We start from the raw sequence: 24,189 nt of genomic DNA on the forward strand, positions 1-24,189 counted from the left end.
TCGCGTTTTATTTCACGCTCCTAGCCCGGCTAGTCAGCAGGGCCTACTGCGGGTCGTAACCCAGATTCGGCGATAACCAGCGCTCGACCTCGGCCAGCTTCATGCCCTTGCGTTTGGCGTAGTCCTCGACCTGATCGCGCGTCAGCCGATCGACGGCGAAGTACCGCGCCTCGGGGTGGGCGAAGTAGAGTCCGCTGACGCTCGCGGCGGGGAACATCGCGTAGCTCTCGGTGAGTTCAATGCCGGTCGCCGCCGTGGCGTCCAACAGATTGAACAGAGTCGGCTTCTCGGTGTGGTCCGGCTGCGACGGGTAGCCGGGCGCCGGGCGGATGCCGCGGTAGCGCTCTTTGATGAGGTCTTCGTTGGAGAGGGACTCGTCCTTGCCGTACCCCCATTCGACACGCGCGCGGCGATGCAGGCACTCGGCGAAGGCCTCGGCGAGCCGGTCGGCGATCGCCTTGATCATGATCGAGTTGTAGTCGTCGTGGTCGGCGTTGAACTCGGCGGCGAGCTTGTCGCAACCGAGGCCCGCCGTCACTGCGAAGGCGCCGAGGTAGTCCTGGCGAGCCTCGCCTTTCGAATCGACACTGCCGATCGGGGCGATGTAATCGACCAGCGAACGGAAGTCCGTCTGGCCTTTCCGCTCCCATTGCTGACGCAGGCAGTGGAACCGGCAGCGCTCCGTCGTCCTTGAGTTGTCCGAGTAGATGACGATGTCCTCGCCGTCGGCATTGGCGGGGAAGAACCCGTAGACGCCACGGGCGGTGAGCAGGCTCTCGGCGATGACTTTATCAAGGAGCTCGTTGGCGTCCTTAAAGAGCTTCTTCGCCTCGACGCCGACTACCTCGTCCTCGAAGATACGCGGGTACTTGCCGCGCAGCTCCCACGTCTGGAAGAACGGGCTCCAGTCGATGAACTCACGCAGCTCGGTGAGCGGGAAGTCCTCGAGCTTCCGCACGCCGACGAACTCCGGCGTCGGGATATCGACGGTCGCCCAGTCGGTCTCCAAGCGTTTCGCCTTCGCCTGGGCGTACGGCACGAGCGACACTTGTTGGCGCTTGTTGTAGCTCGCCACCAAGTCGACTTGCAGCTTGGTGTTATCTGCTTGGAAGGCCGACTTCGCTTCGGCGCTGAGCAGCTTCTCGACAACCCCTACCGAGCGCGACGCGTCGAGCACGTGCACGACGCCGCCGCCGTTGTCCGTGTTGTAATGCGGGGCGATCTTGACGGCCGTGTGCTTGGCGCTGGTGGTGGCGCCTCCGATGAGCAGCGGCGTCTTCATCCCCAGACGCTGCATCTCGCGCGCGACGTGCACCATCTCGTCGAGGCTCGGTGTGATCAGGCCCGAGAGGCCGACCACATCGACCTGCTCTTGTTGCGCCACTTCAAGAATCTTCTCGGCCGAGCACATCACGCCCAAGTCGATGACTTCGAAGTTGTTGCAGCCGAGCACGACGCCGACGATGTTCTTGCCGATGTCGTGGACGTCGCCCTTGACGGTGGCCATGAGGACCTTGCCGCGCGTGCTGGAGGTGTCGCCCTCTTCCTTCTCCGCCTCCATGAAGGGGAGCAGGTAGGCGACCGACTTCTTCATCACCCGCGCCGACTTCACCACCTGCGGCAGGAACATCTTGCCGGCGCCGAACAAGTCGCCGACGACGCTCATGCCGTCCATCAGCGGGCCTTCGATGACGTTCAGGCACTTGGGGTACTTCTGGCGGGCCTCTTCGGTGTCCTCTTCGACGTACTTGACGATGCCCTTGATGAGGGCGTGCTTGAGCCGCTCTTCGACGGGTTCTTGACGCCACGACTCGTCCTCGACGGCCTTCGCGCCCCCTTGGCCTTTGACGCTCTCGGCGAAGTCGACCAACCGCTCGGTCGCGTCGGGTCGGCGGTTGAGCAGCACGTCCTCGACGAGCTCTTTGAGCTTGGGGTCGATCTCATCGTAAACGGCGAGCTGCCCCGCGTTGACGATGCCCATGTCGAGGCCCGCGGCGATCGCGTGGTACAGGAACGCCGAGTGCATCGCCTCGCGCACCACGTCGTTGCCGCGGAACGAGAAGCTGATGTTCGACACGCCGCCGGAAACCTTGGCGCCGGGGCACTCCTGCTTAATACGGCGCGTGGCGTTGATGAAATCGACGGCGTAGTTGTTGTGCTCCTCAATGCCCGTGGCGACGGTGAGGATGTTGGGGTCGAAGATGATGTCTTCGGCCGGGAAGCCGGCGCCCCCCTCTTCGACGGGCTTGGTGAGCAGGTCGTAGGCGCGCTTGCAGATGCGGACCTTGTTGTCCTCGTCGGCGGCCTGGCCCTCTTCATCAAACGCCATCACCACCGCCGCGGCGCCGTACGAACGACAGAGCCCCGCGCGGCGCAGGAACTCCTGCTCGCCGTCCTTGAGGCTGATCGAGTTGACGATCGCTTTGCCCTGCACCGCCTGGAGGCCCGCTTCGAGGACCGACCACTTGCTGGAGTCGATCATTACCGGCACCGCGGCGATGTCCCCCTCGCCCGCAATCAGGCGGAGGAACTTCGTCATCACGGCTTCGGAGTCGAGCAGGCCCTCGTCCATGTTGACGTCAACGATGTTGGCGCCGTTGGCGACCTGCTCGCGCGCGACTTCGATGGCCTCGTCGTAGTTCTCTTCCTTGATGAGGCGGGCGAACTTCTTGCTGCCGGTGACGTTGGTGCGCTCGCCGATCATCAGGAACGTTGAATCGGGGCGCAGCTCCATCGGTTGGGTGCCGCTAAGCCGCAAGCGGGCGGGGACGACCGTTCGCTTGTGCGGTTTGGAATCCTTCACGCGCGCGGCGATCGCGGCGATGTGCTCGGGGCCCGAGCCGCAGCAGCCGCCGACGATGTTGACCCAACCCTGGTCGGCGAAGTCGCCCACGAGCTTCGCCATGATCGCCGGCGTCATGTCGAACTGGCCCATCTCGTTGGGGAGGCCGGCGTTCGGGTGGCAACTGATCGGCACCGTCGCTACGCGCTGCAACTCTTCTAAGTGCGGCCGCATCACGTCCGGCCCCAGCGCGCAGTTCATGCCGATCGAGAGCATCGGGAAGTGCGACAGCGAGTTCCAGAAGGCCTCGACTGTCTGGCCCGAAACGAACGTGCCGCCCGCCTTATCGAACGAGCCCGACACCATCACCGGCACGCGGACGCCGGCGTCTTCGAAATACTTCTTGAACGCGAACAGGCACGCCTTGAGGTTGAGCGTGTCGATCGCCGTCTCGGCAAGCAGGATATCGACGCCCGCCTCGACCATCGCTTGGGTCTGGACGTAGTACGACTGGACCATCTCATCGAAGGTCGTGCCGCGGAAGCTGGCGTCCTCGACCTGGGTCGAGATCGCCATCTGCTTGGAGGTGGGCCCGATCGAGCCGGCGACGAACCGCGGCTTGTCCGGGTTCTTCTCCGTGAACTCGGCGCATGCCTGTTTCGCCAGACGGATGGCGGCCGTGTTGATTTCGCGGCAGAGGGCGAGGTTGTCGTGCCCGGCTTCAGCAAACTCGAAGTCGAGCATGCCGACGGGGCTCGCGCCGAACGTGTTCGTCTCGACGATATCGGAGCCCGCCTCCAGGTAACGGCGGTGGATCGTCAGGACGGCCTCGGGCTTGGTGATGCAGAGCAGGTCGCCGAAGTTCTTGAGGTCCTTGTGGTGTTCCGCAAACCGTTCGCCACGGACCTCGGCCTCGCCAATCCCTAGGGCCTGGGTCTGCGTCCCCGTGGCGCCGTCGAGCAACAGCACCCGCTCGGCCATCAGCGAACGGAGCAGGTCGGTTTGGTCCTTAACGGCGTCGAGCGGCATGGAGAGGGGCTGCGGTCGGTGGAAAGCGAAGGGAGAGAGGGGCGTATGGCGGCGCCCGAGCGGTCTAGAATCGGCCATTATCCCGACTCCGGACCGCATTCCCACCCGCAAAAGACACAACATTGGCGGCAAAGGGTTCGGCAACCGCCACCCCGTCAGCCAGCAACCCATTAAAAAACGCCTGAGCCGTGGGCGCGAGCCCTCGGTGGAACCCTGGCGCCGGGCCCCCACCGAGGGCCCCCACCGAGGGCCCCCACCGAAGGCTCGCGCCCACGGCTCAGACGCCACTAGATGTTGGGTTGGAGCGACCTGTTGGACCGGCTTGGCAGCTGTCGGGTCGGTCGCTAAACTGCGGGGCTACCGGCCAGCGGAGCGTCCGCGTTCCCTGGTCGGTACGCCGGTGTAGCTTCAATTGGCAGAGCACCGCATTCGTAATGCGGGGGTTGTCGGTTCGACTCCGACCACCGGCTTTTCGAGGAGAGGGCAGCAGGCAGCGAGCAGACGGCAGTACTGCGCGCCAGACCGAATTGCCCCGCTCTTCCTGCCCACTGCCTACTGCCCTCTGCCCACTTTGCACATGACGGCTCTCGACACGGATATCAAGCAGGCTATCGTCTCCACCGCCGCCTTCGGGCCACGTGAGATCGAGCAGATCACCGCGACAATCGCCGCCAACTACAGCAAGTACGGCGAACTGAAAGAGGCCGTTCAGGAGCTTGAGTCCCAGCCCAGCCGCACGCCGGCCGCCTCGGCGAAGCTCGGCGTCTGCCTCTATATGCTCGGCCGCTATTCGCAGGCGATCGAGGTGCTCACGAAGGCCGACGGCGGCGCCCTGACGCACTTCTACCTGGGCAAGTCCAAGCTCGCCCTCGACAAGTACGAGGAAGCCGTCTCCGCCTACGAGTCCGCTGGGCGGGCGGGTTACGACAAGGACATCGTCAACCTCGCCAAGGCCGAGGCCCTCCGCTACTCGGGCGACGCCAAGGGCGCCCTGGCGGTTCTTGACGGCCTCTCCGGCGCCGTGGAGCAGACCGCCGAGTACCTCTACCAGCGTTCGGCCACGGTCCAGGCCCTGGCCGGCAACCCCGAAGAGGTGGTCGCCCTGCTGGAACGCGCCGTCGCCGCCGACTCGACCCACGCCGGCTCGCTATTCGGCCTGGCGCTCGAGAACGACCGCCGTGGCAACGACGATTACGCACGCAACCTCTACGAGAAGGCCGCCCAGCAGTTCCCCACGCACGTCGGCACGCTGCTGAATCTCGGTATCCTCTACGAGGACGTCGAGCAGTACGAGCGGGCCAAGGGCTGCTACCAGCGGATCCTCGACGTTTACCCCGCCCACGAGCGCGCCCGGCTGTTCTTCAAGGACGCCGACGGCAGCCGCGACATGTTCTACGACGAGGAGGCCCGTCGTCAGCAGGACCGCATGTCGCAGGTGCTGTCGATCCCGGTCACCGACTTCGAACTCTCGGTCCGCAGCCGCAACTGCCTGCAGCGGATGGGCGTGATGACCCTCGGCGACCTGACCGAGACGACCGAGCAAGAGTTGCTCTCCAGCAAGAACTTCGGCGAGACCTCGCTAATCGAAATCCGCGAGATGCTCAACTCGAAGGGTCTGGAGCTCGGCCAGTTCGCCCACCAGAAGCGCGAGCAAGAGCCTTCTTTCCGCGCCGAGGACATGTCGCCGGACGAGCGGGCCCTCTTGGACCGCCCGATCTCCGACCTCAGCCTCTCGGTCCGTGCCCGCAAGTGCATGGTCCGCCTCGGCCTGACGACCGTTGGCGAGCTGCTCCGCCGCACGCCCGACGACCTGCTGGAGTGCAAGAACTTCGGCGTCACGAGCCTCAACGAGGTCCGCGAAAAGCTCACCGCCCACGGCCTAAAGCTCCGCGGCGAGGCCTAATAAGCCGGCCGACAGGCCGTCCATTGGCTAGCCCCCGACGTTAGTCGGGGGACCGGATTGCAGTGTGTTCCGGGTTCCCTCCGACGACTAACGTCGCCGGCTCGCCACCCATTTGTTGACGAGCCGCGATGCACTCCGTCCGCTACGAACCCCTAGGCGTCGATCCCACCGGCGCGCGACGGGGACGGCTCCACACGCCGCATGGGACGGTCGAGCTGCCGACGTTTATGCCCGTCGGCACTGTTGGCGGGGTGAAGTGTGTGGATGTCGAGCGGCTTGAAGGGACCGGCGCCCAGATGGTGCTGGGGAACACGTTCCACCTCGCGCTACGGCCCGGCGGCGACACGGTCGAGAAGCTCGGCGGCCTGCACGCCATCTCAGGATGGCAGGGCCCGATGCTCACCGATTCGGGGGGCTTCCAAGTCTTCAGCCTCGCCGACGCCCGCAAGGTGGACGAACGCGGCGTGCGGTTCAAGTCGCACGTCAACGGCGACATCATCGACCTGACGCCCGAGCGGTCGGTCCAGATCCAAGAGCAGCTCGGCGCGGACGTGGCGATGCAGCTCGACGAGGTCGTGCAGCTCCCCTCGCCGCCCGAGGTGGTCCGCTCGGCCATGGACCGCAGCATCCGCTGGGCCGAGCGCTGCATCGCCGCAAAAACCAGACAAGATCAGTCGCTGTTCGGCATTGTCCAGGGGGGCCTCGACCCCGAAATGCGGCGGCTCTCGGCCGAGGGGCTGGTGGCGCTCGACATGGCGGGCTACGCCATTGGCGGCCTGAGCGTCGGCGAACCAGCGGCCGACATGTACCGGACGATCGAGTTCACCGAGCCGCTGCTCCCTAAGGAAAAACCCCGCTACCTGATGGGCGTCGGGACGCCAGACGACCTCCTCGAGTCGGTCCAGCGGGGCGTCGATATGTTCGACTGCGTGATGCCGACGCGCAACGGGCGCAACGGCTTGGCGTTCACCTACAGGGGCCCGGTGCGGCTCAAGAACGCCGTTCACCAGCACGACCAGCGGCCACTGGAGGCGGACTGCCCCTGCGTCGGCTGCCGCCGCCACAGCCGGGGCTACCTGCGACACCTGTTTATGGCGGGCGAAATGCTCGGCGGCATCCTGCTGTCGATCCACAACCTGACCTTCTACCAACGCCTCATGGCCGGCGCCCGAGCCGCCATCGAAGCGGAAAGCTACGCCGAGTACAAGCGGGCGTGTCAGGCCGGGTGGGCGAAAAAGCCAAATGCGGAGAGCGGAATGCGGAATGCGGAATGAAGCGCAAGCGGAGCTTAGGGATCGCCTCGCGCGTTATTCCGCATTCCGCTTTCCGCATTCCCCCTTCGTGCTGTCTCCCCTTTCCCCTTTTCCCATAAGGCTTTACCATTCGCGGTTTCGATCCAATCGTTACCGCCAGGCAGGGGGCTAGCCGCTCGAGGCTGGCCGCCGTGAGGTTCCGTGTCGCCGCTCTTTCCGCCGTTGATCGCATCCGCCACAAACGCCGTTAGTTCGGTGGTGGTTCCCCCGTGGCTTTTACTCGCCCAGGATGGCGGCGGTGGCGCGGCAGCGCCGAACCCGCTGCTGACCATGTTGCCGCTGTTGGCGATGGGTCTGTTGGCCTACTTCCTGTTCATCGTCCCCCAGCGGACGAAGCAGAAGCAGTTCCAGACGATGATCGACAACCTCAAAGAGAACGATCGGATCGTCACCACCGGCGGGCTTCACGGCGTGATCACAAGCGTTCAGCGCGACGCCGGCCGGCTGACCCTGCGGGTCGATGACACGACGGGCGCCAAGGTCCGCGTCTCGCTGTGGGCCGTCGATAGCATCGTCACCGACGACAAGTAATTTCGTCACCAAGACAAACAACCACCCAATCCACCGACAGAGCCGCCGACGCCTCAACGGCTCGGCCCTTTGGCAAACCACTCATAGCAAGGGTCATTCGACCGATGTCGATCCCCACCCACGACCTGACCGGACGGAACCAATTGACTCGTCGGACAGGGTCCCTCGGTTGGCTTCTCGCCTCGCTGACGCTGGCCCTCGTGGCCATGGCGCCGGTTGTCGCTCAAGAGTCCGAAACCCCCGCGGCCCCGGCCGCGCAGGAAGCGGAGGCTCCCGCAGAAGAAGCGGCGGAAGCCCCGACCGCTGACGACGCCCTGGCCCCTGACGCGGAGGTCACTAGCGAAGAAGAGATGGAAGCCGGCGACGCCGCGATCTCGGCTGTCCCGGACGGCGCCGAGCCAGCGCCTGCCGGTAAAGGCGTGCCGTCATCGCCGAGCGCCAACTCGGACGACTCTCCCGCCGCCGGCGCGATCGACGAGGTCGCCAGCGACGCCGCGGCCGCCGCCTCGACCGAGCGGATTCTTGGCGTCCTCGCCACGCTGGCGGCGATCATTGTGCCGATCGTGCTAGGTAACTGGCTGGCGAAGAAATGGCGGATGCCCGAGCAGGCCTGGCGGCTGGCGATCATCTTCACGGTCTTCTCGGTGGCGGCGTTGACCGTTGCGACGGGCCAGTTCAAGGGCGGCCCCGACCTCGCCGGCGGCATCACGCTCGTCTACGAGCTCGCCGACACCAGCGGCGCAGCTCCGGCTTCAGGAGACGTAGCCCCTGTCGAGGCCAACGCGCTCGATACCGAGGCCGACGAAGAGACGCGCGGCGAGACCGACACCGACGACGCCGAGGCTGAATCGACCGAGACTTCGCCCCAACGCAAGGTCGACATCGACAAGCTGATCGACGCCCTCGCCCAACGCATCGACCCCGCGGGCACCAAGGAAGTCTCGATCCGCAACTACGGCGGCGCTATCGAGATCATCATCCCCAAAGCGGGCGATAGCGACCTGGAGTACATCAAGCGGCGGATCACCGACCTCGGCCAGCTCGAGTTCCGTATCGTCGCCGATCCGCGTTGGACCGAAGACCGCTCGATCATTGAGAAGGCCCAGCTGCTCGGACCGAGCGAGAAGCTTGTCGTGCTGAACGATAAGCCGGTCGCTGAGTGGGTGGAGTACAACGAGAAGGAATTCGGCGAAGACGACAGTCGATTGGTGCAGCGCACCGCCGGCAGCCGCAAAGAGGCCCTGGTGCTGCTCGACCGCCACAATGTGACGGGCGAGTTTCTCCGCAACGCCTCGAAGAGCTACGACGAGATCGGCGCCCCGATCGTCATCTTCAATTTTGACACGATCGGCTCGCGCAAGTTCGGCCGGTTCACGGGCGAGAACCTCGAGAACCCCTCCACGGGGGTGAAGCGGTTCCTCGGCATCCTGCTCGACAAGAACCTGTTGTCGGCGCCGAGCCTCAACGACCGCATTACCTCGAGCGGCCAGATCTCGATTGGCAGCGGCGCCGACGCGGAGAAGGAAGTCGACTACATCGTCGGCATCCTCAACGCGGGCAGCCTGCCGGCCGCGCTCAACAAGACCCCCATCAGCGAAGAGACGATCAGCCCGACCCTCGGCGCCACGACGATCCAGAAGGGCAAGTACGCGATCACGGTTTCGCTGGTCGGCATCCTGGTTTTCATGGTGCTGTACTACCGCTTCGCGGGCGTGATGGCCTGCTTTGCGCTGTTGGGGATGCTGCTGCTGGTTCTCGCCTCGATGGTGCTTATGCAGGCGGCGTTCACGCTGCCTGGCATCGCCGGCATCGTGCTCACGATCGGTATGGCGGTCGACGCCAACGTCCTCATCTACGAGCGCATGCGTGAGGAGATGAAGAAGGGCGCCAGCCTCCGCATGGCGATCCGCAACGGTTTCGACAAGGCTTTCTCTTCGATCTTCGACGCCAACGTCACGTCGTTGATCGCGGCGGTCGTCCTCTACAGCGTCGGCACCGGCCCCATCAAGGGCTTCGGCGTCACGATGTTCCTCGGCATCTTGATGTCGATGTTTACGGCAGTTTTCTGCAGCCGGACGTTCTTCGACATCGCCGAACGCCGCCGCTGGATCAAGAAGCTGTCGTTCGGCTCGATGATCGGCGAGACCAACTTCGACTTCATCGGCAAGGCGATCCCGGCGATGGTCCTGTCGTTGGTGGTGATCGGCATCGGCCTAGCGGGCGTCTTCGGCCGCGGCACGAACCTGCTCGACATCGACTTCACCGGCGGGTCGAGCGTCACGATGGTCCTCAAGCAAGACGAGGCGATGTCCATCGCCGAAGTCACCGAGGCCCTCACCCCCGAGCTTGGCGACAAGAACCTGCTCGTGGTCGCACGGACCGACGACGACAACGTCGAAGCGGCGCCGCAAAATCGCTACACGATCAGCACCAACGTTGACGATGTTGACGCCGTCGAGGCGTTGATCGTCGAACTGTTCGGCGACAAGCTCCAGACGTTCGACGTCCAGCTCGGCGAGCCCGAGGCCTACACAGAGGCCGGCGGCTCGACCGGCACGCTGCTGCCGCTGGTGTTCAACGAAGGACAGGGCTTCGGCGAGAACGACGGATTGGCCCACGACGCGCTCGTCGCCCAGCTGAAGGACATCCTCGCCGCGCAAGGCCGCAGCGGGATCGCGCCGCAGGTCGAGAACGACGACTACACGTCCGGAAGCGGCCAACGCTTCAAGGACTGGACGCTGCGTCTACCCCTCTCGGAAGAAGAGACCACAGCCGTCGCCCAGACGCTGCAAAGCGACCTCGCCGACGAGCCGCTCTTCCCGCTCACCAGCAAGATCGGCGGGCGCGTCGCCTCGGACCTCCAGTCGAAGGCGATCTGGTCGACCGTGCTAACCCTGATCGGCATCACCGCCTACCTGTGGTTCCGCTTCCAGAGCGTCGCCTACGGCTTGGCCGCGGCGCTCGCGCTGGTGCACGACGTGCTCGTCACGCTTGGGGCGATCGCGCTCTCGTCGTGGGTGGTCCAAAGCGTCCCCGCCCTGGCGACCGCGCTGCAGGTCGACTCGTTCCAGATCAGCCTGACGATCCTGGCGGCGTTCATCACGATCATCGGCTACTCCCTGAACGACACGATCGTGATCTTCGACCGCATCCGTGAGATCAAAGGCAAGAGCCCGCGGGTCACGAAGGACATAATCAACAAGGCCATCAACCAGACGCTCAGCCGGACCATCCTCACCGCCGTGACCACGTTGATCGTGGTGGTGATCCTGTACTTCTTCGGCGGCGCGGGCATCCACGCATTCGCGTTCGCGATGGTGATCGGCGTCATCGCCGGCACGTACAGCACGGTGTTCATCGCGACGCCGGCGCTGCTGTGGATGATCGGCGGCGGCGACGGCACAAAGACCGCCGCCGGCAACTCCCCCCGCAAGGCGGCGTAACCGGCAAGGTCTCGCGCAGAGACGCGGAGACAGCAGAGAAACCAGCGGCGAGCCGGCGACGCAAGTCGTCGGAGACGCCTCACGGACAGCCTTGCAAGCAGCGCACTCAACCACAGAGCCACCGAGAGCACGGAGATTGGCACAGAGGTTTTTCCTCCGTGTTTAACTCCGAGACCTCGGTGGCTCTGTGGTTAACTATTTTCGGGTAACTCCGACGACTTACGTCGCCGGCTCGCCAAGAACTCTCGGCGTCTCCGCGTCTCTGCGCGAGACTTGAGAAGAACTCTTTTCCGGCGGCCGCGTATCTGTGGGCGCTGCGAGCGGAGAGTCGATCGCAACGGGAGCCGGAGGTGGGCCGCAGGCTTTGCCTAACCGGCGCCGAACGCGTTCTGACGCCTCTGCTAGCGGCGCCGGTGCTTGATGGCCGATGCCATTGGGTACGGAGACCAATGCGAGCCCGGACCGGATGTTGCCGGGCCGCTTTCTGGTGTTCACGGACGAGCCTTTCATTCCCCCTAGTGACGCCGCGCAAGCTACAGGCTTGGCGGGGCGTTAGGGCTGAGGTGCGCCGTGACCGAACTCAACAAGCTTCTCACTTCGCTGATTCTCTTGGGCGGCGGCTTCTTCGCCGCGTCGCTGGTCGGCCCCCCCGAGGTGATCGACCGCCTGTCGCGGTACTTGCAGCCGTCGGGCTTCGACGAGTCCGAAGGGCTGCGACCGCTCGCCGCCAACACCTTGGACCGTCGGAACGGCATCGGCGGCGCCGACCCGTGGTCGGCCCCGGCGCCGTCGGCGGCGGCCTCATCGCTGGGCAACCCTTCATCGCCAACCAACCCTTCATCGCCAACCAATCCCTCGTCGCCAACCAATCAAGTCGCCTCCGTGGCGGCGATGATGCCGACCGGTTCGTGGTCCGACGAGGCGCCGATGTCGAACGTGGCGCCGGAGTCTCCCTGGGGACCACCCTCTGAGGCGTCCACAGGGGCCTCTAGGCTCGATGTCGAGGCTCCCTCGCAGGATTGGCTTACCAGCCAAAACCTCGCGTCAACGGGCCTCCAGGAGCCTCACAGGGGCCCTTCTGGGCGTCCCCTGACGCCCGTCCCCCGCGGCAACGCGACCGACGACGCCAGGCCGGCCCTCGGCGTCGAGGCGCCCGAGTCGGCCGAGCGGGAGGCGCCCCCGTCGGACGGCTGGCCCGAGCTCCGCGCCCCACTGCCGCCGGTGGCCCAGCAGGGGGCCCAGCAAGGGGTTCAGGAAGGGGTTCAGGAAGGCTTCGAGCCGAACGTCCCGCAAGAAGTCACCGTGGCCAAGCCCATGCTCGACGCCAGCCCGTACGAGGCCGAATTCAACGAGCCCAACCCGTATGGAGCCCGTCCGCGGTTCGACGCCGCCTCGACGGGGTTCGACTCCGATCGCAACCCGCTCCGCTACGACGCGTCGGCGGGGCAATCGTTCGACCCGATCGAGCGGCAACCGGCCGCCGCCAGCGAGTCGTTCGTCCAGCACATCGTCACCGACGGCGACACGCTCGCCTCGATCGCCGATCGCTACCTCGGCGACTCGGACCGATCGCAAGAGCTCTTCGAGTTGAACCGCGACCGGCTCCAGCACCCCGACGTCTTACCGATCGGCATGGTCCTCAAGGCGCCGAAGGACCGCCCGGCCCGAGCCGCGGCGCCCGCCGTCAGCGCCACCGGCGTTGGCTACCCGCACCTCGAACGGCCCGGCGACTTCTCGACCGTGTCGGCGTCGGAGGCCTACCTGCCGCCGGCAGCGACCGCTCAGCGCCGGCCGCTGAAGCCGGTCGGCTCGGCCGAAGACCGCCCGCTGACGGATGAACAGCGCCGCGGCCCCGTCGATGCGCTGTATCAACAAGAGTTCGCCTGGGACGCCAACGGCTGGTGATTCGCCGAAACGGGTAGTGGGACCGCTTCGGGGCTGCGGCCGTTGATGCGGTCGAATTGCCGCTTGTTGCTTACCGTCACGAAGAACCCGATGACCGCGTAGAAACCCAGACCAAGCGCGTACGAGGCGACGACTTCGTCGGGCGGTCCGGACGACTCGGCGCCCACGAGCATGGGGAATGCGATTAGGAACGGCGCAAGCGGAGGGGCGACGAAGATCGCAAAGTCGTTATCGCTCCACCCTCCGACCGCCGCGAAAGTAAACCCGAGGAGTGAATAGAAGACGCCGATCGCCAGCAAGACAAACATCGTCGCCGCGATCGCCTTGATGGAGTTCTTCATCCGCATCGAGACCGCCAGCCCGATGGCCGTCGCCGCCCACGACAGCAGCGCGAGCGAAGTGATGACGCCGAGGGTTGAGAGCAACGCCTGGATCTCGATCATGGCGCCTAGCAACGGGATCAGCGCCAATCCGATCAGCGGCCAGCGGTAGGCGTAGAGGTTGCCCCACGTCTTCGCGGAGACGATCGCTGTGCTGTCCAGCGGGGTCGAGAGCAACGACACGAGCGTGTCGCGTTCGTGCTCGTAGGTCACCAGCCCCGCCGCACGGCTGCCGATCAGTAGCACGAGGATCGAGCCGCACGTCGTGACGATCCCGGTGGCGACGCCCATGTACGTCTCGAAATCCACCCGCCACTCGCCCGTAATGACGCCGTAGAGCATCACCGCGAACGGAGAACCCGCGGCGATCAGCAGCACCGCCACGCCCAACCTCGCCACCCACTTCTTCGTGCCCGACTTGCGGACCGACGCGGCGAACATCTCCTTCCACAGCATCGGGCGATTCTCGTAGGGCGAACGCGAAGCGGCCGAGCCCGTCGTGGCCTTGAGCCTGACGCCCGGCTTCGCGGCCGCTCGCAGGTGGACCTTCCGCACCATGGCGACGCACACCCCCAGCAGCACCGTCGCCGCGACGAAGTGAAGCAGGACCATCCGCGCGATCGCCCAGCGGTCGAGGTCGATGCCCAGCACCGACCCCAACACGCCGGACGATTGGAAGAGCATCATCAGCGGATGGACGGCCGCCATCGCCTGGATCGTCGGCATCAGGACGCTGGTGTTGAACCAGTCCGCCCACGGCGTCTGCCGGAACATCAGCAAGGAGCTAATAAAGAACGCCATCGGCAGCGCGACGATCCAAGCAAACACCGCCCCGATGGCGCGGGGCACGGCGTCGCGCGCCCGCTCGCACCACACGCCGACCGTCAGCGCAATCGCGGCGGTGAGCGTTGCGGTGCTGGCGAGCATCGCGAAGTGCGTCAGCAACAGCGCGCCGGGCACGCCCCCCAGCAGGCGGAAGATGGCGAGCACCGGCAGCGTGGCGAGCACCAACTTCGCGACCACCAGCAGCCGCGCGACGATCTTGTCGAGCACGATCTCCGCGTTCGACAGATCGGTGGCGAAGAGGTATTCGATCGTGCGCCGCTCACGCTCGGTGGCGATCGCCCCCGCGACAATGGCGGGGGTGATCAACAGCACGCCGAGCATCGTCGCCCAGGCGAACATGACGTAAAACGTCGATGACAGCATCGCCGCGCCAGAGATCGACATCCGCCCGGCGCCATCGACGGCATTGTAGCCCTGTTGGAACCGGGTCTGCTCGTAGACCGACAGATAGCCCATCGCCAAGAGCAACAGCATCCCGACGCCCACCAGGACGCGAACCCAGAAGTACCGCCGCTTCCGCCCGGCGGCGAGCATCTCATGGCGAAAGACGGGGCCGAGGGGCATGGGGGGAGGGGCTAGGGGCTAGGGATGGGGGACGAGGGAAGTATAAGCATACTGGTCCCCTCGTCCCCCGTCCCTAACCCCTCGTCCCTAACCCCTCGTCTCTCGCCGTCAGGCGCTCGCCGCTGCGTCGTCGGAGCGGACGCGGAGCTTAGGCTTTTCGATCACGATCGTTGAGTGGGGGCCGACGCTCTTGGTGAGCCAGACGCTCGAACCGATCACCGAGTCGTGGCCGACGGTCGTGTCGCCGCCGAGGATTGTCGCGTTGGCGTAGATCACGACGCGGTCCTCGATCGTCGGGTGCCGCTTGGTGTTGCGCACCAGGTTGCCGTCGTCGTCGGTCGGGAACGACAGCGCGCCGAGCGTCACGCCTTGGTAGAGCTTCACGTGCTCGCCAATGTGGCACGTCTCGCCGATCACGACGCCCGTGCCGTGGTCGATGAAGAAGTACGGCCCGATTGTCGCGCCCGGGTGGATGTCGATGCCGGTGCGGCCGTGGGCCCACTCGGTCATCATCCGCGGGACAAACGGGATATCGAGTTCGTACAACAGGTGCGCAAGTCGATAGACGGTTATCGCCTCGAGGCCCGGGTAGCAGAAGATGACTTCATCGGGCCCTTTGCACGCCGGGTCGCCGAGGTAGGCGGCCTTCACGTCGGTGGCGAGCGTCTCGCGCAGCTCGGGGAGGCGGTCGAGGAACAGCATCGTCTTCGCCTGACCGAGGGCCTCGTAGTCCTCGGGCGACTCGCACGGGCCGACGACTCCGTCGCCCCCTTCCTCATAGAAACGCTGCGCCTCGTGCTGCAGCGCGCGGCCGATCTGCTTGGTGAGCTTGTCGTGCAAGCGGTCGAGGAGGTCGCCGATGTAGTAGCCGATGTTGCCGCGGTGGAGCCCCTCCCGCTGGCGGTAGCCGGGGTAGAGGATCTCCATCAAGTCCTGCACCGCCGAGACGATGTCGCAGTACTTCGGCAGCGGGCAGTGGTCGAGGTGGTTCAGCGTGCCGACGCTGTCATACGTGGCGACGATGCGCTCGGTGAGCCGGGGCAGGTCGCAGTCTTTGACGCGGGGGTCGGTGGCCATCGCAGGGCTTCCGTCGGGTGGCGGCTCGCAAAAGGCGGGGGCGAGCGGCGGGGCAAGCAAAGGGAGGGAAGCGTCGGCCAACTAGCGGACGCTAGCGGCGACGCACGCGGCGGAGACCCGCTCAGTCCTGCTTAGAACTGGGCGGGGCCGCTACACAGGCAGCCGAGGCAGTTAGGGCTGTGCTTGCTCATAGCGCGAATCGTAGGCGTACCGCGACCGGATATCAACTCGCCAGGGGGAGTATTCGGCGGTCGGCCGGGGTCGAATGCAGCGATTCTCGGCGGGGCGACTCCCGGCGCTGACGCTGAGGGCTCCTCAGAATCTGCTAGCTGATCATCAAGACGCCGTGAACTGCCGACGGGTTCGCGAGCCATCGGCGCCGGTAATGCCCCAACTCGTTGCTATCCCTCCCACAGCCAGGGAGCCGGTATGCGTTAGCGTTCGGAGTCGACGCGACAAAAAACCCACCAAGCCGAGACGCTACCGCACCACCAACAGCGTCAAGTCATCCGGCTTCGACGGCACGCCAGGCAAGGTCGAGATCATCCGTTCGTGGGCCGCGTCGGCGAGGCGGCGGGCGGCGTCCATCGCCGTGCCCCGGCGGCTGAGCTGGATCAGCTCGTCGGTGGTGAGGTTGTCGAACAACCCGTCGCTGGCGACGAGCACCGTGTCGTGCTGCGACAGCTTGACCGCGGGCCCCAGCTCGATGCGTGAGTCGGCCGCGCCGATCACGTTCGACACCACGTGGCGGTCCTCGTGGTGCATCGCTTCATCGTTCCCGATCAGCCCCGCCTCGACTCCGTAGGCGACCGGGGCGTGGGCGGTGGTCAGCAGCTTGAGCTTGCCGCGCCCGCCGCACACCAGGACGCCGGCGTCGCCGACGTGGTACGTGCGTGCAAAGTCGCCGTCGGGCCCGCCGATTGAGAACTCGACGATCGCCAGCGTCGTCGCCGCCCCGCCGCCGATCGCGAGGACGGCCTGGTTCGCCGCTTCGATGCCGTCGATGATCGCGGTGCGGAGTTGGTAGGTCTCACGGTCGGCCAGCGCGAGCGAACGCTCGAGCGCCTGCACCGCTTTGCGTGACGCGACCTCGCCGAGCGACTGCCCGCCCACGCCGTCCGCCACCACCAGCACGGCCGAGTAGTCGTCCCACGGCAACAGCGCGGCGGAGTCTTCGTTAGGCGTCTCCTTGCCGGGCGAGCGCGTCGAGAACGCGGCGATCGCGCGGCGACCCAGCCGACCGATCTCGGTGGGGGTCGTCATCTCGGATTCGTGGAAGCATGTCGCCTGCATCGTGCGTCTCGGACGCCAAGGTTAACCACCGGTGAGGCTACGCAGCCCCTTCCGACACCACGGACAACAGCTCCAGAACTCTCTGACGACGCCCCAACCGCACGCCGCGCAGTTGTCGCTGACGCCCTCGACCTTCCACTTGCGTTTGACCTTGGTGTGGCACCACGGGCAGTAACGCATCCAGGGCATCAGCAGCTTACGCTCGCACGCCTTGTTGCCGCAGCGGGCCGAGTAACGCTTGTCGGTAAACTCGCGGCTGGTGGTGACCTCGAACCCCGGGCCGTAGCACCAGGGGCAGTAGTGCCAGTCGAGCTTCATCCCGCGGTGGCAACGGGGGCACGCCTGCGGGAACTTCGTCTCGTCCGCGAAGCGCGAGCGGTCCGCCCGGCACCAGGGGCAGAACGCCATCGCCTCGGACACCGGGCCGTCGCAGCGCTCGCACGTGTAGCGCGTATCGAGTTGGGCGCCGAAGCGGCGTTTGAACTCGACCCGTTGGATCGTCCGCCAGTTCTGTGTCGAAGCGACCGGGCGCTTGCGATTGCCGCGCGACGCGCCGGCGTCGGACAGCGCCTTGGCGCCGACCCGCTTCCACGCCCCGCGCATCGCTTCGGCCGTGGCGTAACGACCACCGGGCTCGATCTCGATCGCCCGACGCAACACGGCGATCGCCTCTTCCTTGAGCACACGCTTGAGCCGTTCGTGCCCCAGCAGCGGCCAGCGGTACGGATACGTCGGCAACTGCCCCGAGAACATCCGCCACAGCGTCAGCCCCATCGAGAAGACGTCCGACCGCAGCGACGGCGACCCGAGCGCCTGCTCCGGCGCCACGTAGCCGACCGTCCCGGCGCCGGAGCCGCGCAGCGTCCGCTGCGCGATCCGCGCGATGCCGAAGTCCCCCAGCCGCACCCGGCCGCCGGCGAACAACAGGAAGTTGTCGGGCTTCACGTCGCAATGCGCGATCGATAGCTCGTGGGCGTACGCCAGGCCGGCGAGCATCTGGTCGGCGTAGGTGATCGCCGTCTTCGTGGCGAGGCGGCGCTCCAGCCGGTCGCCGAGCGACTCGACCGCCAGCGACGTGACGATCACAAACAGCCCGTCGATCACGTCCGCCGACTTCAGTGGCAAGACGTTCGGGTGGTCGAGCGACGCGATCATCCGCACCTCGCGGCGGAACTGCTCAGTCGCTGCGTCGTCCATCAGGTGCGTGTGCGGCGCCTTGATCGCGACCCGCACGCCCTCGATCGTGTCGCGGGCCTGGTAGACGGTGGCGAACCCCCCCTCGGCAAGCCGCTTCTCAATGACGTACTTGCCGAGGCGGCTGCGGGGTCGGAGGCGTTTATCGGCAGGCATGCGGTGCATTCTCGGCGGAAGACTGACAGAGTAAACCGCGGAGACGCCCTGAGCGCCAAGATCGCCCCGGAAGGGCTTTTAGACAGGATTGACTGGATCGACTGGAATAACCGCTACCGCGGGGGGCAGCAGGTGAAATTGTAGGAGGGGTCTCCAGACCCCGATTACGCGCACCATGCCGTTATGGAATGGAGACCGTAATCGGCGTCTGGAGACGCCTCCTACAGGCTGCGGCGCAATCGGGTGGCGAGGGCGCTCCGTCAGGAAGCCCCTAAGAAGTGGAGACCCAGACGCCACTGCAACGGGGGCTTCCCTAAGCGGGAGCGCCCCCGCCACCCACCGCTACCTCGTCTGACCGCACTCAAAGCACTTTGTCGATTCAGGTGTGCGGAGGGCTTTTCCACATGCGGCGCATGGTGGTCCGTAAAGCGAAATCCTGTGGTGGAATACTGCGTTGATGTTCGTTTCGTGAAAGCCGGTGATTTCTTTGTAGTGTTCAAGCATTTGGGCGTATGGCTCGGTACTACTTCCTTCACGCCGTGTATAGCCAGTGACTGGGTGCACGCGCGCCCACTCTTCTTCGTCAAGCATCGGCATGTAGGTTTTGCATTGCCAGCACCAGAGAACTTTCATCGTTAAGACTCCTCCGCGTCCTCTGCGAACTCCGCGGAGAACAAGTAGGTAGGGTGCGATGCAGCGCAGCGGAATCGCACCGCCACGGCGTCGAGCGGAGGGCATAACGCCGACCAATCGATACCGGGAAGGTGCGATTCCGCTACGCTGCATCGCACCCTACGATTCAATTCAACGACGGGTCATCCGGCGCCGACTTCGGGTCTCTACCCGGCAGCAGCACCCCCAGCGCGATGCGTTTCGTGACTTCGTCCCAGACTTCGTCGGGTTCGGCGAAGACGTCGTCGACTTGGGCTTGGGTCGTTAGCCAGCCGCCCTGTTGGAGCTCGCCTTCGAGTTGGCCGCCGCCCCAGCCGCTGTTCCCCGTGTAGAGACGGAAGGGGTGTTTGGATTGCCGCACCAGCGGGTCGACGGTGTGCTTCTGCATCGACATGTAGAGGCCGGGGAGGATCTGCTTCTCGCTGAGCTTCTTCGACGTGTGCAGCGCGATCAGCGGCCCCGGCACCGGGCCCCCCTGGTTGAGCTGCTGCTGGCAATCGCAGGGATCGAACTCGACCGCTTCCCAAACCTGCTCGATCGTCCGGTCCACCACCCGATTGAGCACCACCCCGAGCGCGCCGTCGTCGTTGTGCTCCAAGAGCAGCACGACAGTCCGCTGGAAGTTCGGGTCCCGAAGCTTCCGCGAGGCGACGAGAAGATGGCTGGAGAGGGACAAGGGGAGGGGTTAGGGGCTGAGGGGCTGAGGGGTTTGGGAATCCCTACAGGCTACTTGCCTCTTGCCTTGATCATCTAGCCACCCAGCCTCTCTCTCGTAATCTCGATCGCCTTCAAGAGCCCTCGCGCCTTGCTCAGCGTCTCTTGGTGCTCGCTCTCGGGGACGCTGTCAGCGACGATGCCGGCGCCGGCTTGGACGTAGGCTTTGCCGTTCGCGACGACGATTGTTCGCAGGGCGATGCAGGTGTCCATGTCGCCGGCGAAGTCGAGGTAGCCGACGGCCCCCGCGTACGGCCCGCGGCGGTGAGGTTCGAGCTCGTCGATGATCTCCATCGCCCGGACCTTCGGGGCGCCACTCACGGTGCCCGCCGGCAGGCAGGCGGCGAGGGCGTCGAACGCGTCGCGGTCCTTGGTGAGTTGGCCGGTGACGTTCGACGTGATGTGCATCACGTGGCTGTAACGTTCGATGACCATCACGTCGGAGATCTGCACCGAGCCGTACTGGGCGACGCGGCCGACGTCGTTGCGGCCGAGGTCGACGAGCATCACGTGCTCGGCCCGTTCCTTGGGGTCGGCGAGCAGCTCCTCGGCGAGGGCCTGATCCTCGGCCTCGTCCTTGCCGCGGCGGCGCGTGCCGGCGAGCGGCCTGACCGTGACGTGGCCATCGACGACGCGGACCATGATCTCCGGCGAGCTGCCGACCAGCGTGCAGCCGGGCATCCGCACGAAGAACATGAAGGGGCTCGGGTTCACCACCCGCAGCGTGCGGTAGATCTCCAGCGGGTCATGCTCCCAAGGCGTCACCAACCGCTGGCTGAGCACCACCTGAAAGATATCCCCGGCGCGGATGTACTCGACGCATTTCTCTACCGCGTCTTCAAAACCTTTCTTCGTGAAGTTCGACTCGAAGTCGAGCGTGACGTCGCCGGTGGTGTCGATGTCGGTCGGCACGAGTTCGTCGATCGGCTGTGAGATCCGCGCGACGAGTTCGTCGACGCGCTCGCACGCCTCGGCATACGCCGCTTTCAGATCGGAACCCCCCTTTCCAATAGACGCGTCGGTCTTCGCCAAAACGAGGACCGTCAGCGTCTTATCGACGTTATCGAACACTAGCAGGTGATCGAAGAAGCCGAATGCTAGGTCCGGCAGCTGGCGGTCGTCCTCGGGCGCGTTCGGCAGGTGCTCGACGTAGCGCACCGTGTCGTAACCCGCATAGCCGATGGCGCCGCCGACGAACGGCGGCAGGCCGGGCGGCTTAGCGACGCGGACCTTGCCCACCTCTTCGCGGAGCGTTTCCAGCGGGTTGTCCGACTCGAACGACTGTGGCTTGCTGGCGCCGGCGCCGAATTCGGTGCGTGTGACCTTTGTGCCGCTAGCCTCGAGCAGCAGAAAGGGGTCGGTCGCCAAGAAGCTGTAACGCCCCACCTTCTCGCCGCCGATGACGCTTTCGAAGAGGCACGCCACGGGCCCGTCGCCGGTCGCCTCGAGCCGGTGGAACGCCGACACGGGCGTCAGCGCGTCGCTCACCAGCCGCCGCCACACCGGCACGCGATCCGCGTCTTTCGCCAACTCGGCGAACTCGGCGTACGTAGGACGGTGAGGCGATGACGCTGACACGAGTTAGCTCCCTGACATGACAATCCTTGTAGGAGGCGTCTCCGACGCCTCCTACAAGAACCACAAAACACAGCTGCTGACGCCAGACCGCTGACGATCCGCCGGGGTTCGCGGCCACTCTACCAGTGGGCGCTGGGCCCGACAACGCACGCCCCGCGGCCGTCGGGCCGGGCGTATCCCGTGCAGAGGCAACACGTTACGCACGAGGCCCTGATCGTCACCGTTCTTGCCGCCCCCCACGGGCGCCGATAGACTCCTTTTGCAGACCCCCTAGCTTTCTCGACTAGGCCAGCCTCACCGCTAGCCAGCCCCTCCGCAACACAAGCCCCTTACGCCCCGCGACTTCGATGAAGTGCCAGAAGTGCGACCGACCGGCGACCTTCCACATCACCGACCTCGTCGATGGTGAGCCGAAGGAGGTCCACCTCTGCGAGGTCTGCGCCAAGGAGTTTCTGTCGCCGATCACGCAGGACTCGGACTCGGCCATGCCGGAGATGGCGGGCCTGCTCGCGCAGCAGCTGGCGATCGGCCAGACGGCCGAGGAGCTCGCCGAGCTGGATCAACGGGTGTGCCCCGTGTGCGGCATCAGCTTCCTCGAGTTCCGCAAGCAAGGCCGCTTGGGGTGCCCGCACGACTACGTCCACTTCGCCAAGGAGCTGGAGCCGCTGCTGGTGAACATCCACGGCGAGACGCAGCACGTCGGCAAGACGCCCCGCCGCGGCGGCGCCAACGCCGAGCAGCAGACCCAGCTCATCCGCCTCCGCCGCGAGATGAAAGAAGCGGTGACGAAAGAGAACTACGAGCGCGCGTCACAGTTGCGCGATCAGATCCGTGAGATTGAGCAAGCAAGTTAGGCGCTAGTTGCTGGGCGCTAGGCGCTAGGCAACGAAACGCAATCAAAGCCGAAATCTACCCATCAACTAGCGCCTAGAAACTAGCGCCCAGCGCCTCCCCTATGTCTCTCGACTTCGAATCGATGGCCCACCACTGCGGGGAGTGGCTCCGCGCGTCGGGCCCCGAGTCGGACATCGTCATCAGCAGCCGCGTGCGTCTGGCGCGCAACCTGACCGACTTCCCGTTCATCGCCCGGGCGACCGAGTCGGACCGTGAACAGATCGAGCAGATCCTGCACGCCCGGATCGAGGCGCTCCAGGCGGCCGGCAAGCTCCCCCCCGCCCAGCCCAGCAACGAGCTGCACTACGTCAACGTCAGCCAGCTTCCCGAGATCGACCGCCAGTTCCTGATGGAACGGCAGCTGATCAGCCGCGAGCTGGCCGACGCCGAGGGCGCGCGGGCCGTGGTGATCGATGGCGGCGAGCGCTTCAGCGTGATGATCAACGAAGAGGATCACCTGCGTCTGCAAGTGATGCACTCGGGCCTCGACCTCGAGACCGCTTGGCGAGAGATCAACGAGATCGACGACCTGCTCGAAGAGCAGATCAACTACGCCTACAACGACCGCCTCGGCTACCTGACGGCGTGCCCCACCAATGTCGGCACCGGCATCCGCGTCAGCGTGATGCTCCACCTGCCCGCGCTGGTGATCACGCGGCAGATCGACAAGGTCTTCCGCAGCCTGCAGAAGATCAACCTCGCCGTCCGCGGCCTGTACGGCGAGGGCTCGCAAGCGATGGGCGACTTCTATCAGATCTCGAACCAGGTCACCCTCGGCATGCCCGAGGAAGAGTTATTGAAGAAGGTCGCCGACGTGGTGCCGGTGCTGCTGGAGTACGAACGGCAGGCGCGGGACTTCTTGATCCGCGAAAGCCAAGAGACGCTGCACGACCGCGTCAGCCGGGCGTTCGGCATCCTGCGGACCGCGCAGACGATCTCGAGCGAAGAGACGCTGCACCTGCTGTCGAGCGTCCGCATGGGCGTGAACCTCGGCCTGATCGGCGATGTCGGCATCCCGACGGTCAACAAGCTGTTCGTCCACACCCAGCCCGCGCACTTGCAAAAGCTCGCCGGCATGGAGCTCGACCAATCCGACCGCAACATCGAACGCGCCAGCTACCTACGCCGCCACCTGAACGGCGGTACGTCGACGACGGGGGCGAACTGAGGCGGCCGTGTCTTCGCCCGCACTTCGCACGATCTACACCGTCGGCTACTCGACCCACGAGTGGCCCGCGTTCGTCGCTTTGCTACGCGGCGCCGGGATTACCGCCCTGGCGGACGTCCGCTCGAATCCCCAAGCGCGGCTGCCGCAGTATCGGCAAGAGAATCTGGCGCCGGGGCTGCGTGCTGAGGGTATCGCTTACGTCTGGCTTGGCAAGGAGCTCGGCGCGCGGCGTGACGAGCGTGAGTGTTACGTCAACGGGCAAGTCGATTACGAGCTCGTCGCCACTCTGCCGAACTTCCGCGCGGGGCTTGCTCGACTTGAGAAGGGCGTCGTCGATCACACGGTCACGCTGATGTGCGCCGAGCGCGAACCGCTCGACTGTCATCGGGGCGTGCTCATCGCGCGTGTCTTGAAAGCCGGGGGCTGGCGCGTGCGGCATCTCCGCGCGGATGGTTCCATCGAAGAGCACGACGAGACCGAGCGGCGGATGGTCCAGCGCGTCGGCATCGACCCACTGCTCGATGCGGGAGTCGAACACGAGACGCTCGTCGAGCGAGCGTATCGAGAGCTAGGCCGCGCGATGACCTACAAGCCGCCCCAAGACGCCGATGGGTAGGGTCCGCTGTGCGGACCACGGCTTGGGGGTCCAACCCCCGAAAAAAACCACCAATCGATCGGCGAGCCGGGAGCGTGAGCGACCAGAGTTTCGCCGGGTACCCGCTACAATGCCGGTCGCTCACGAGCATT

At 65.7% G+C, this 24,189-nt stretch carries 15 protein-coding genes and 1 tRNA gene; 9 read left to right on the top strand and 7 right to left on the bottom strand.

Going from position 1 to position 24,189, the window contains the following annotated elements:
- Positions 1-43: 43 nt before the first annotated feature.
- Positions 44-3,811 carry a methionine synthase gene (metH, locus tag Spa11_RS17925; protein WP_145114764.1) on the bottom strand — a complete coding sequence of 1,256 codons (3,768 nt, stop codon included), beginning with the start codon at positions 3,809-3,811 and terminating at the stop codon, positions 44-46.
- A 396-nt stretch (positions 3,812-4,207) separates the two neighbouring features.
- On the opposite strand from metH, the gene Spa11_RS17930 reads away from it, so the two are divergent.
- The 6 genes from Spa11_RS17930 (at position 4,208) to Spa11_RS17955 (ending at position 12,906) form a co-directional block, all read left to right on the top strand.
- A tRNA-Thr gene (locus tag Spa11_RS17930) sits at positions 4,208-4,281 on the top strand.
- Between the two features lie 107 nt (positions 4,282-4,388).
- Complete coding sequence (locus Spa11_RS17935) at positions 4,389-5,714, top strand: DNA-directed RNA polymerase subunit alpha C-terminal domain-containing protein (RefSeq protein WP_145114766.1); 1,326 nt, start codon at positions 4,389-4,391, stop codon at positions 5,712-5,714.
- 128 nt (positions 5,715-5,842) lie between these two features.
- The gene (tgt, locus tag Spa11_RS17940) at positions 5,843-6,988 is read left to right on the top strand and encodes a tRNA guanosine(34) transglycosylase Tgt (protein ID WP_145114768.1); all 1,146 of its coding nucleotides are present in this window, start codon (positions 5,843-5,845) and stop codon (positions 6,986-6,988) included.
- Positions 6,989-7,168: 180 nt separating this feature from the next.
- Positions 7,169-7,558: a preprotein translocase subunit YajC gene (yajC, locus tag Spa11_RS17945; RefSeq protein WP_145114770.1), complete on the top strand. Its 390-nt coding sequence runs from the start codon at positions 7,169-7,171 to the stop codon at positions 7,556-7,558.
- Positions 7,559-7,662: 104 nt separating this feature from the next.
- Positions 7,663-11,001 (top strand): protein translocase subunit SecD, encoded by a 3,339-nt coding sequence (gene secD / locus Spa11_RS17950; protein WP_145114772.1) that lies wholly within the window; start codon positions 7,663-7,665, stop codon positions 10,999-11,001.
- Positions 11,002-11,571: 570 nt separating this feature from the next.
- Positions 11,572-12,906, top strand: coding sequence for a LysM peptidoglycan-binding domain-containing protein (locus tag Spa11_RS17955; RefSeq protein WP_145114774.1), 1,335 nt, complete (start codon positions 11,572-11,574; stop codon positions 12,904-12,906).
- On the opposite strand, the gene Spa11_RS17960 is transcribed toward Spa11_RS17955, so the two are convergent.
- The 6 genes from Spa11_RS17960 to trpE all read right to left on the bottom strand — a co-directional run bounded on the left by Spa11_RS17960 (position 12,870) and on the right by trpE (position 21,380).
- Positions 12,870-14,696 (bottom strand): ABC transporter permease subunit, encoded by a 1,827-nt coding sequence (locus tag Spa11_RS17960; protein WP_145114776.1) that lies wholly within the window; start codon positions 14,694-14,696, stop codon positions 12,870-12,872. The genes Spa11_RS17955 and Spa11_RS17960 overlap by 37 nt on opposite strands.
- 108 nt (positions 14,697-14,804) lie before the next feature.
- Complete coding sequence (locus tag Spa11_RS17965; protein ID WP_145114778.1) at positions 14,805-15,773, bottom strand: serine O-acetyltransferase; 969 nt, start codon at positions 15,771-15,773, stop codon at positions 14,805-14,807.
- 480 nt (positions 15,774-16,253) lie between these two features.
- A complete protein-coding gene (locus Spa11_RS17970) occupies positions 16,254-17,036 on the bottom strand; it encodes a PP2C family protein-serine/threonine phosphatase (protein ID WP_197529492.1) in 783 nt (260 codons plus the stop codon).
- Positions 17,037-17,087: 51 nt separating this feature from the next.
- On the bottom strand, positions 17,088-18,416 hold the full coding sequence (locus Spa11_RS17975; protein WP_197529493.1) for a serine/threonine-protein kinase: 1,329 nt from the start codon (positions 18,414-18,416) through the stop codon (positions 17,088-17,090).
- A gap of 799 nt (positions 18,417-19,215) precedes the next feature.
- Positions 19,216-19,764, bottom strand: coding sequence for a YqgE/AlgH family protein (locus Spa11_RS17985; RefSeq protein WP_145114784.1), 549 nt, complete (start codon positions 19,762-19,764; stop codon positions 19,216-19,218).
- A 74-nt stretch (positions 19,765-19,838) separates the two neighbouring features.
- On the bottom strand, positions 19,839-21,380 hold the full coding sequence (gene trpE, locus Spa11_RS17990) for an anthranilate synthase component I (RefSeq protein WP_145114786.1): 1,542 nt from the start codon (positions 21,378-21,380) through the stop codon (positions 19,839-19,841).
- 347 nt (positions 21,381-21,727) lie between these two features.
- Between trpE and Spa11_RS17995 the strand changes: the two genes are divergently transcribed.
- From Spa11_RS17995 to Spa11_RS18005, 3 genes are all read left to right on the top strand, one after another.
- Positions 21,728-22,234 carry a UvrB/UvrC motif-containing protein gene (locus Spa11_RS17995; RefSeq protein ID WP_145114788.1) on the top strand — a complete coding sequence of 169 codons (507 nt, stop codon included), beginning with the start codon at positions 21,728-21,730 and terminating at the stop codon, positions 22,232-22,234.
- A 101-nt stretch (positions 22,235-22,335) separates the two neighbouring features.
- Positions 22,336-23,442 carry a protein arginine kinase gene (locus Spa11_RS18000; RefSeq protein WP_145114790.1) on the top strand — a complete coding sequence of 369 codons (1,107 nt, stop codon included), beginning with the start codon at positions 22,336-22,338 and terminating at the stop codon, positions 23,440-23,442.
- 7 nt (positions 23,443-23,449) lie between these two features.
- Positions 23,450-24,058: a DUF488 domain-containing protein gene (locus Spa11_RS18005; protein WP_145114792.1), complete on the top strand. Its 609-nt coding sequence runs from the start codon at positions 23,450-23,452 to the stop codon at positions 24,056-24,058.
- Positions 24,059-24,189: the final 131 nt, after the last annotated feature.

Source organism: Botrimarina mediterranea (assembly GCF_007753265.1).
In the GTDB taxonomy this organism is placed as follows: Bacteria; Planctomycetota; Planctomycetia; order Pirellulales; family Lacipirellulaceae; genus Botrimarina; species Botrimarina mediterranea.

Excerpts from the sequence above, each read along its gene's own strand:
- Spa11_RS17935 (WP_145114766.1), top strand. The coding sequence starts at position 4,389 with ATGACGGCTCTCGACACGGATATCAAGCAGGCTATCGTCTCCACCGCC.
- Spa11_RS17995 (WP_145114788.1), top strand. The coding sequence starts at position 21,728 with ATGAAGTGCCAGAAGTGCGACCGACCGGCGACCTTCCACATCACCGAC.
- Spa11_RS18000 (WP_145114790.1), top strand. The coding sequence starts at position 22,336 with ATGTCTCTCGACTTCGAATCGATGGCCCACCACTGCGGGGAGTGGCTC.
- metH (WP_145114764.1), bottom strand. The coding sequence starts at position 3,811 with ATGCCGCTCGACGCCGTTAAGGACCAAACCGACCTGCTCCGTTCGCTG.
- Spa11_RS17970 (WP_197529492.1), bottom strand. The coding sequence starts at position 17,036 with ATGACGACCCCCACCGAGATCGGTCGGCTGGGTCGCCGCGCGATCGCC.
- Spa11_RS17975 (WP_197529493.1), bottom strand. The coding sequence starts at position 18,416 with ATGCCTGCCGATAAACGCCTCCGACCCCGCAGCCGCCTCGGCAAGTAC.
- tgt (WP_145114768.1), top strand. The coding sequence starts at position 5,843 with ATGCACTCCGTCCGCTACGAACCCCTAGGCGTCGATCCCACCGGCGCG.
- secD (WP_145114772.1), top strand. The coding sequence starts at position 7,663 with ATGTCGATCCCCACCCACGACCTGACCGGACGGAACCAATTGACTCGT.
- Spa11_RS17965 (WP_145114778.1), bottom strand. The coding sequence starts at position 15,773 with ATGGCCACCGACCCCCGCGTCAAAGACTGCGACCTGCCCCGGCTCACC.
- Spa11_RS17960 (WP_145114776.1), bottom strand. The coding sequence starts at position 14,696 with ATGCCCCTCGGCCCCGTCTTTCGCCATGAGATGCTCGCCGCCGGGCGG.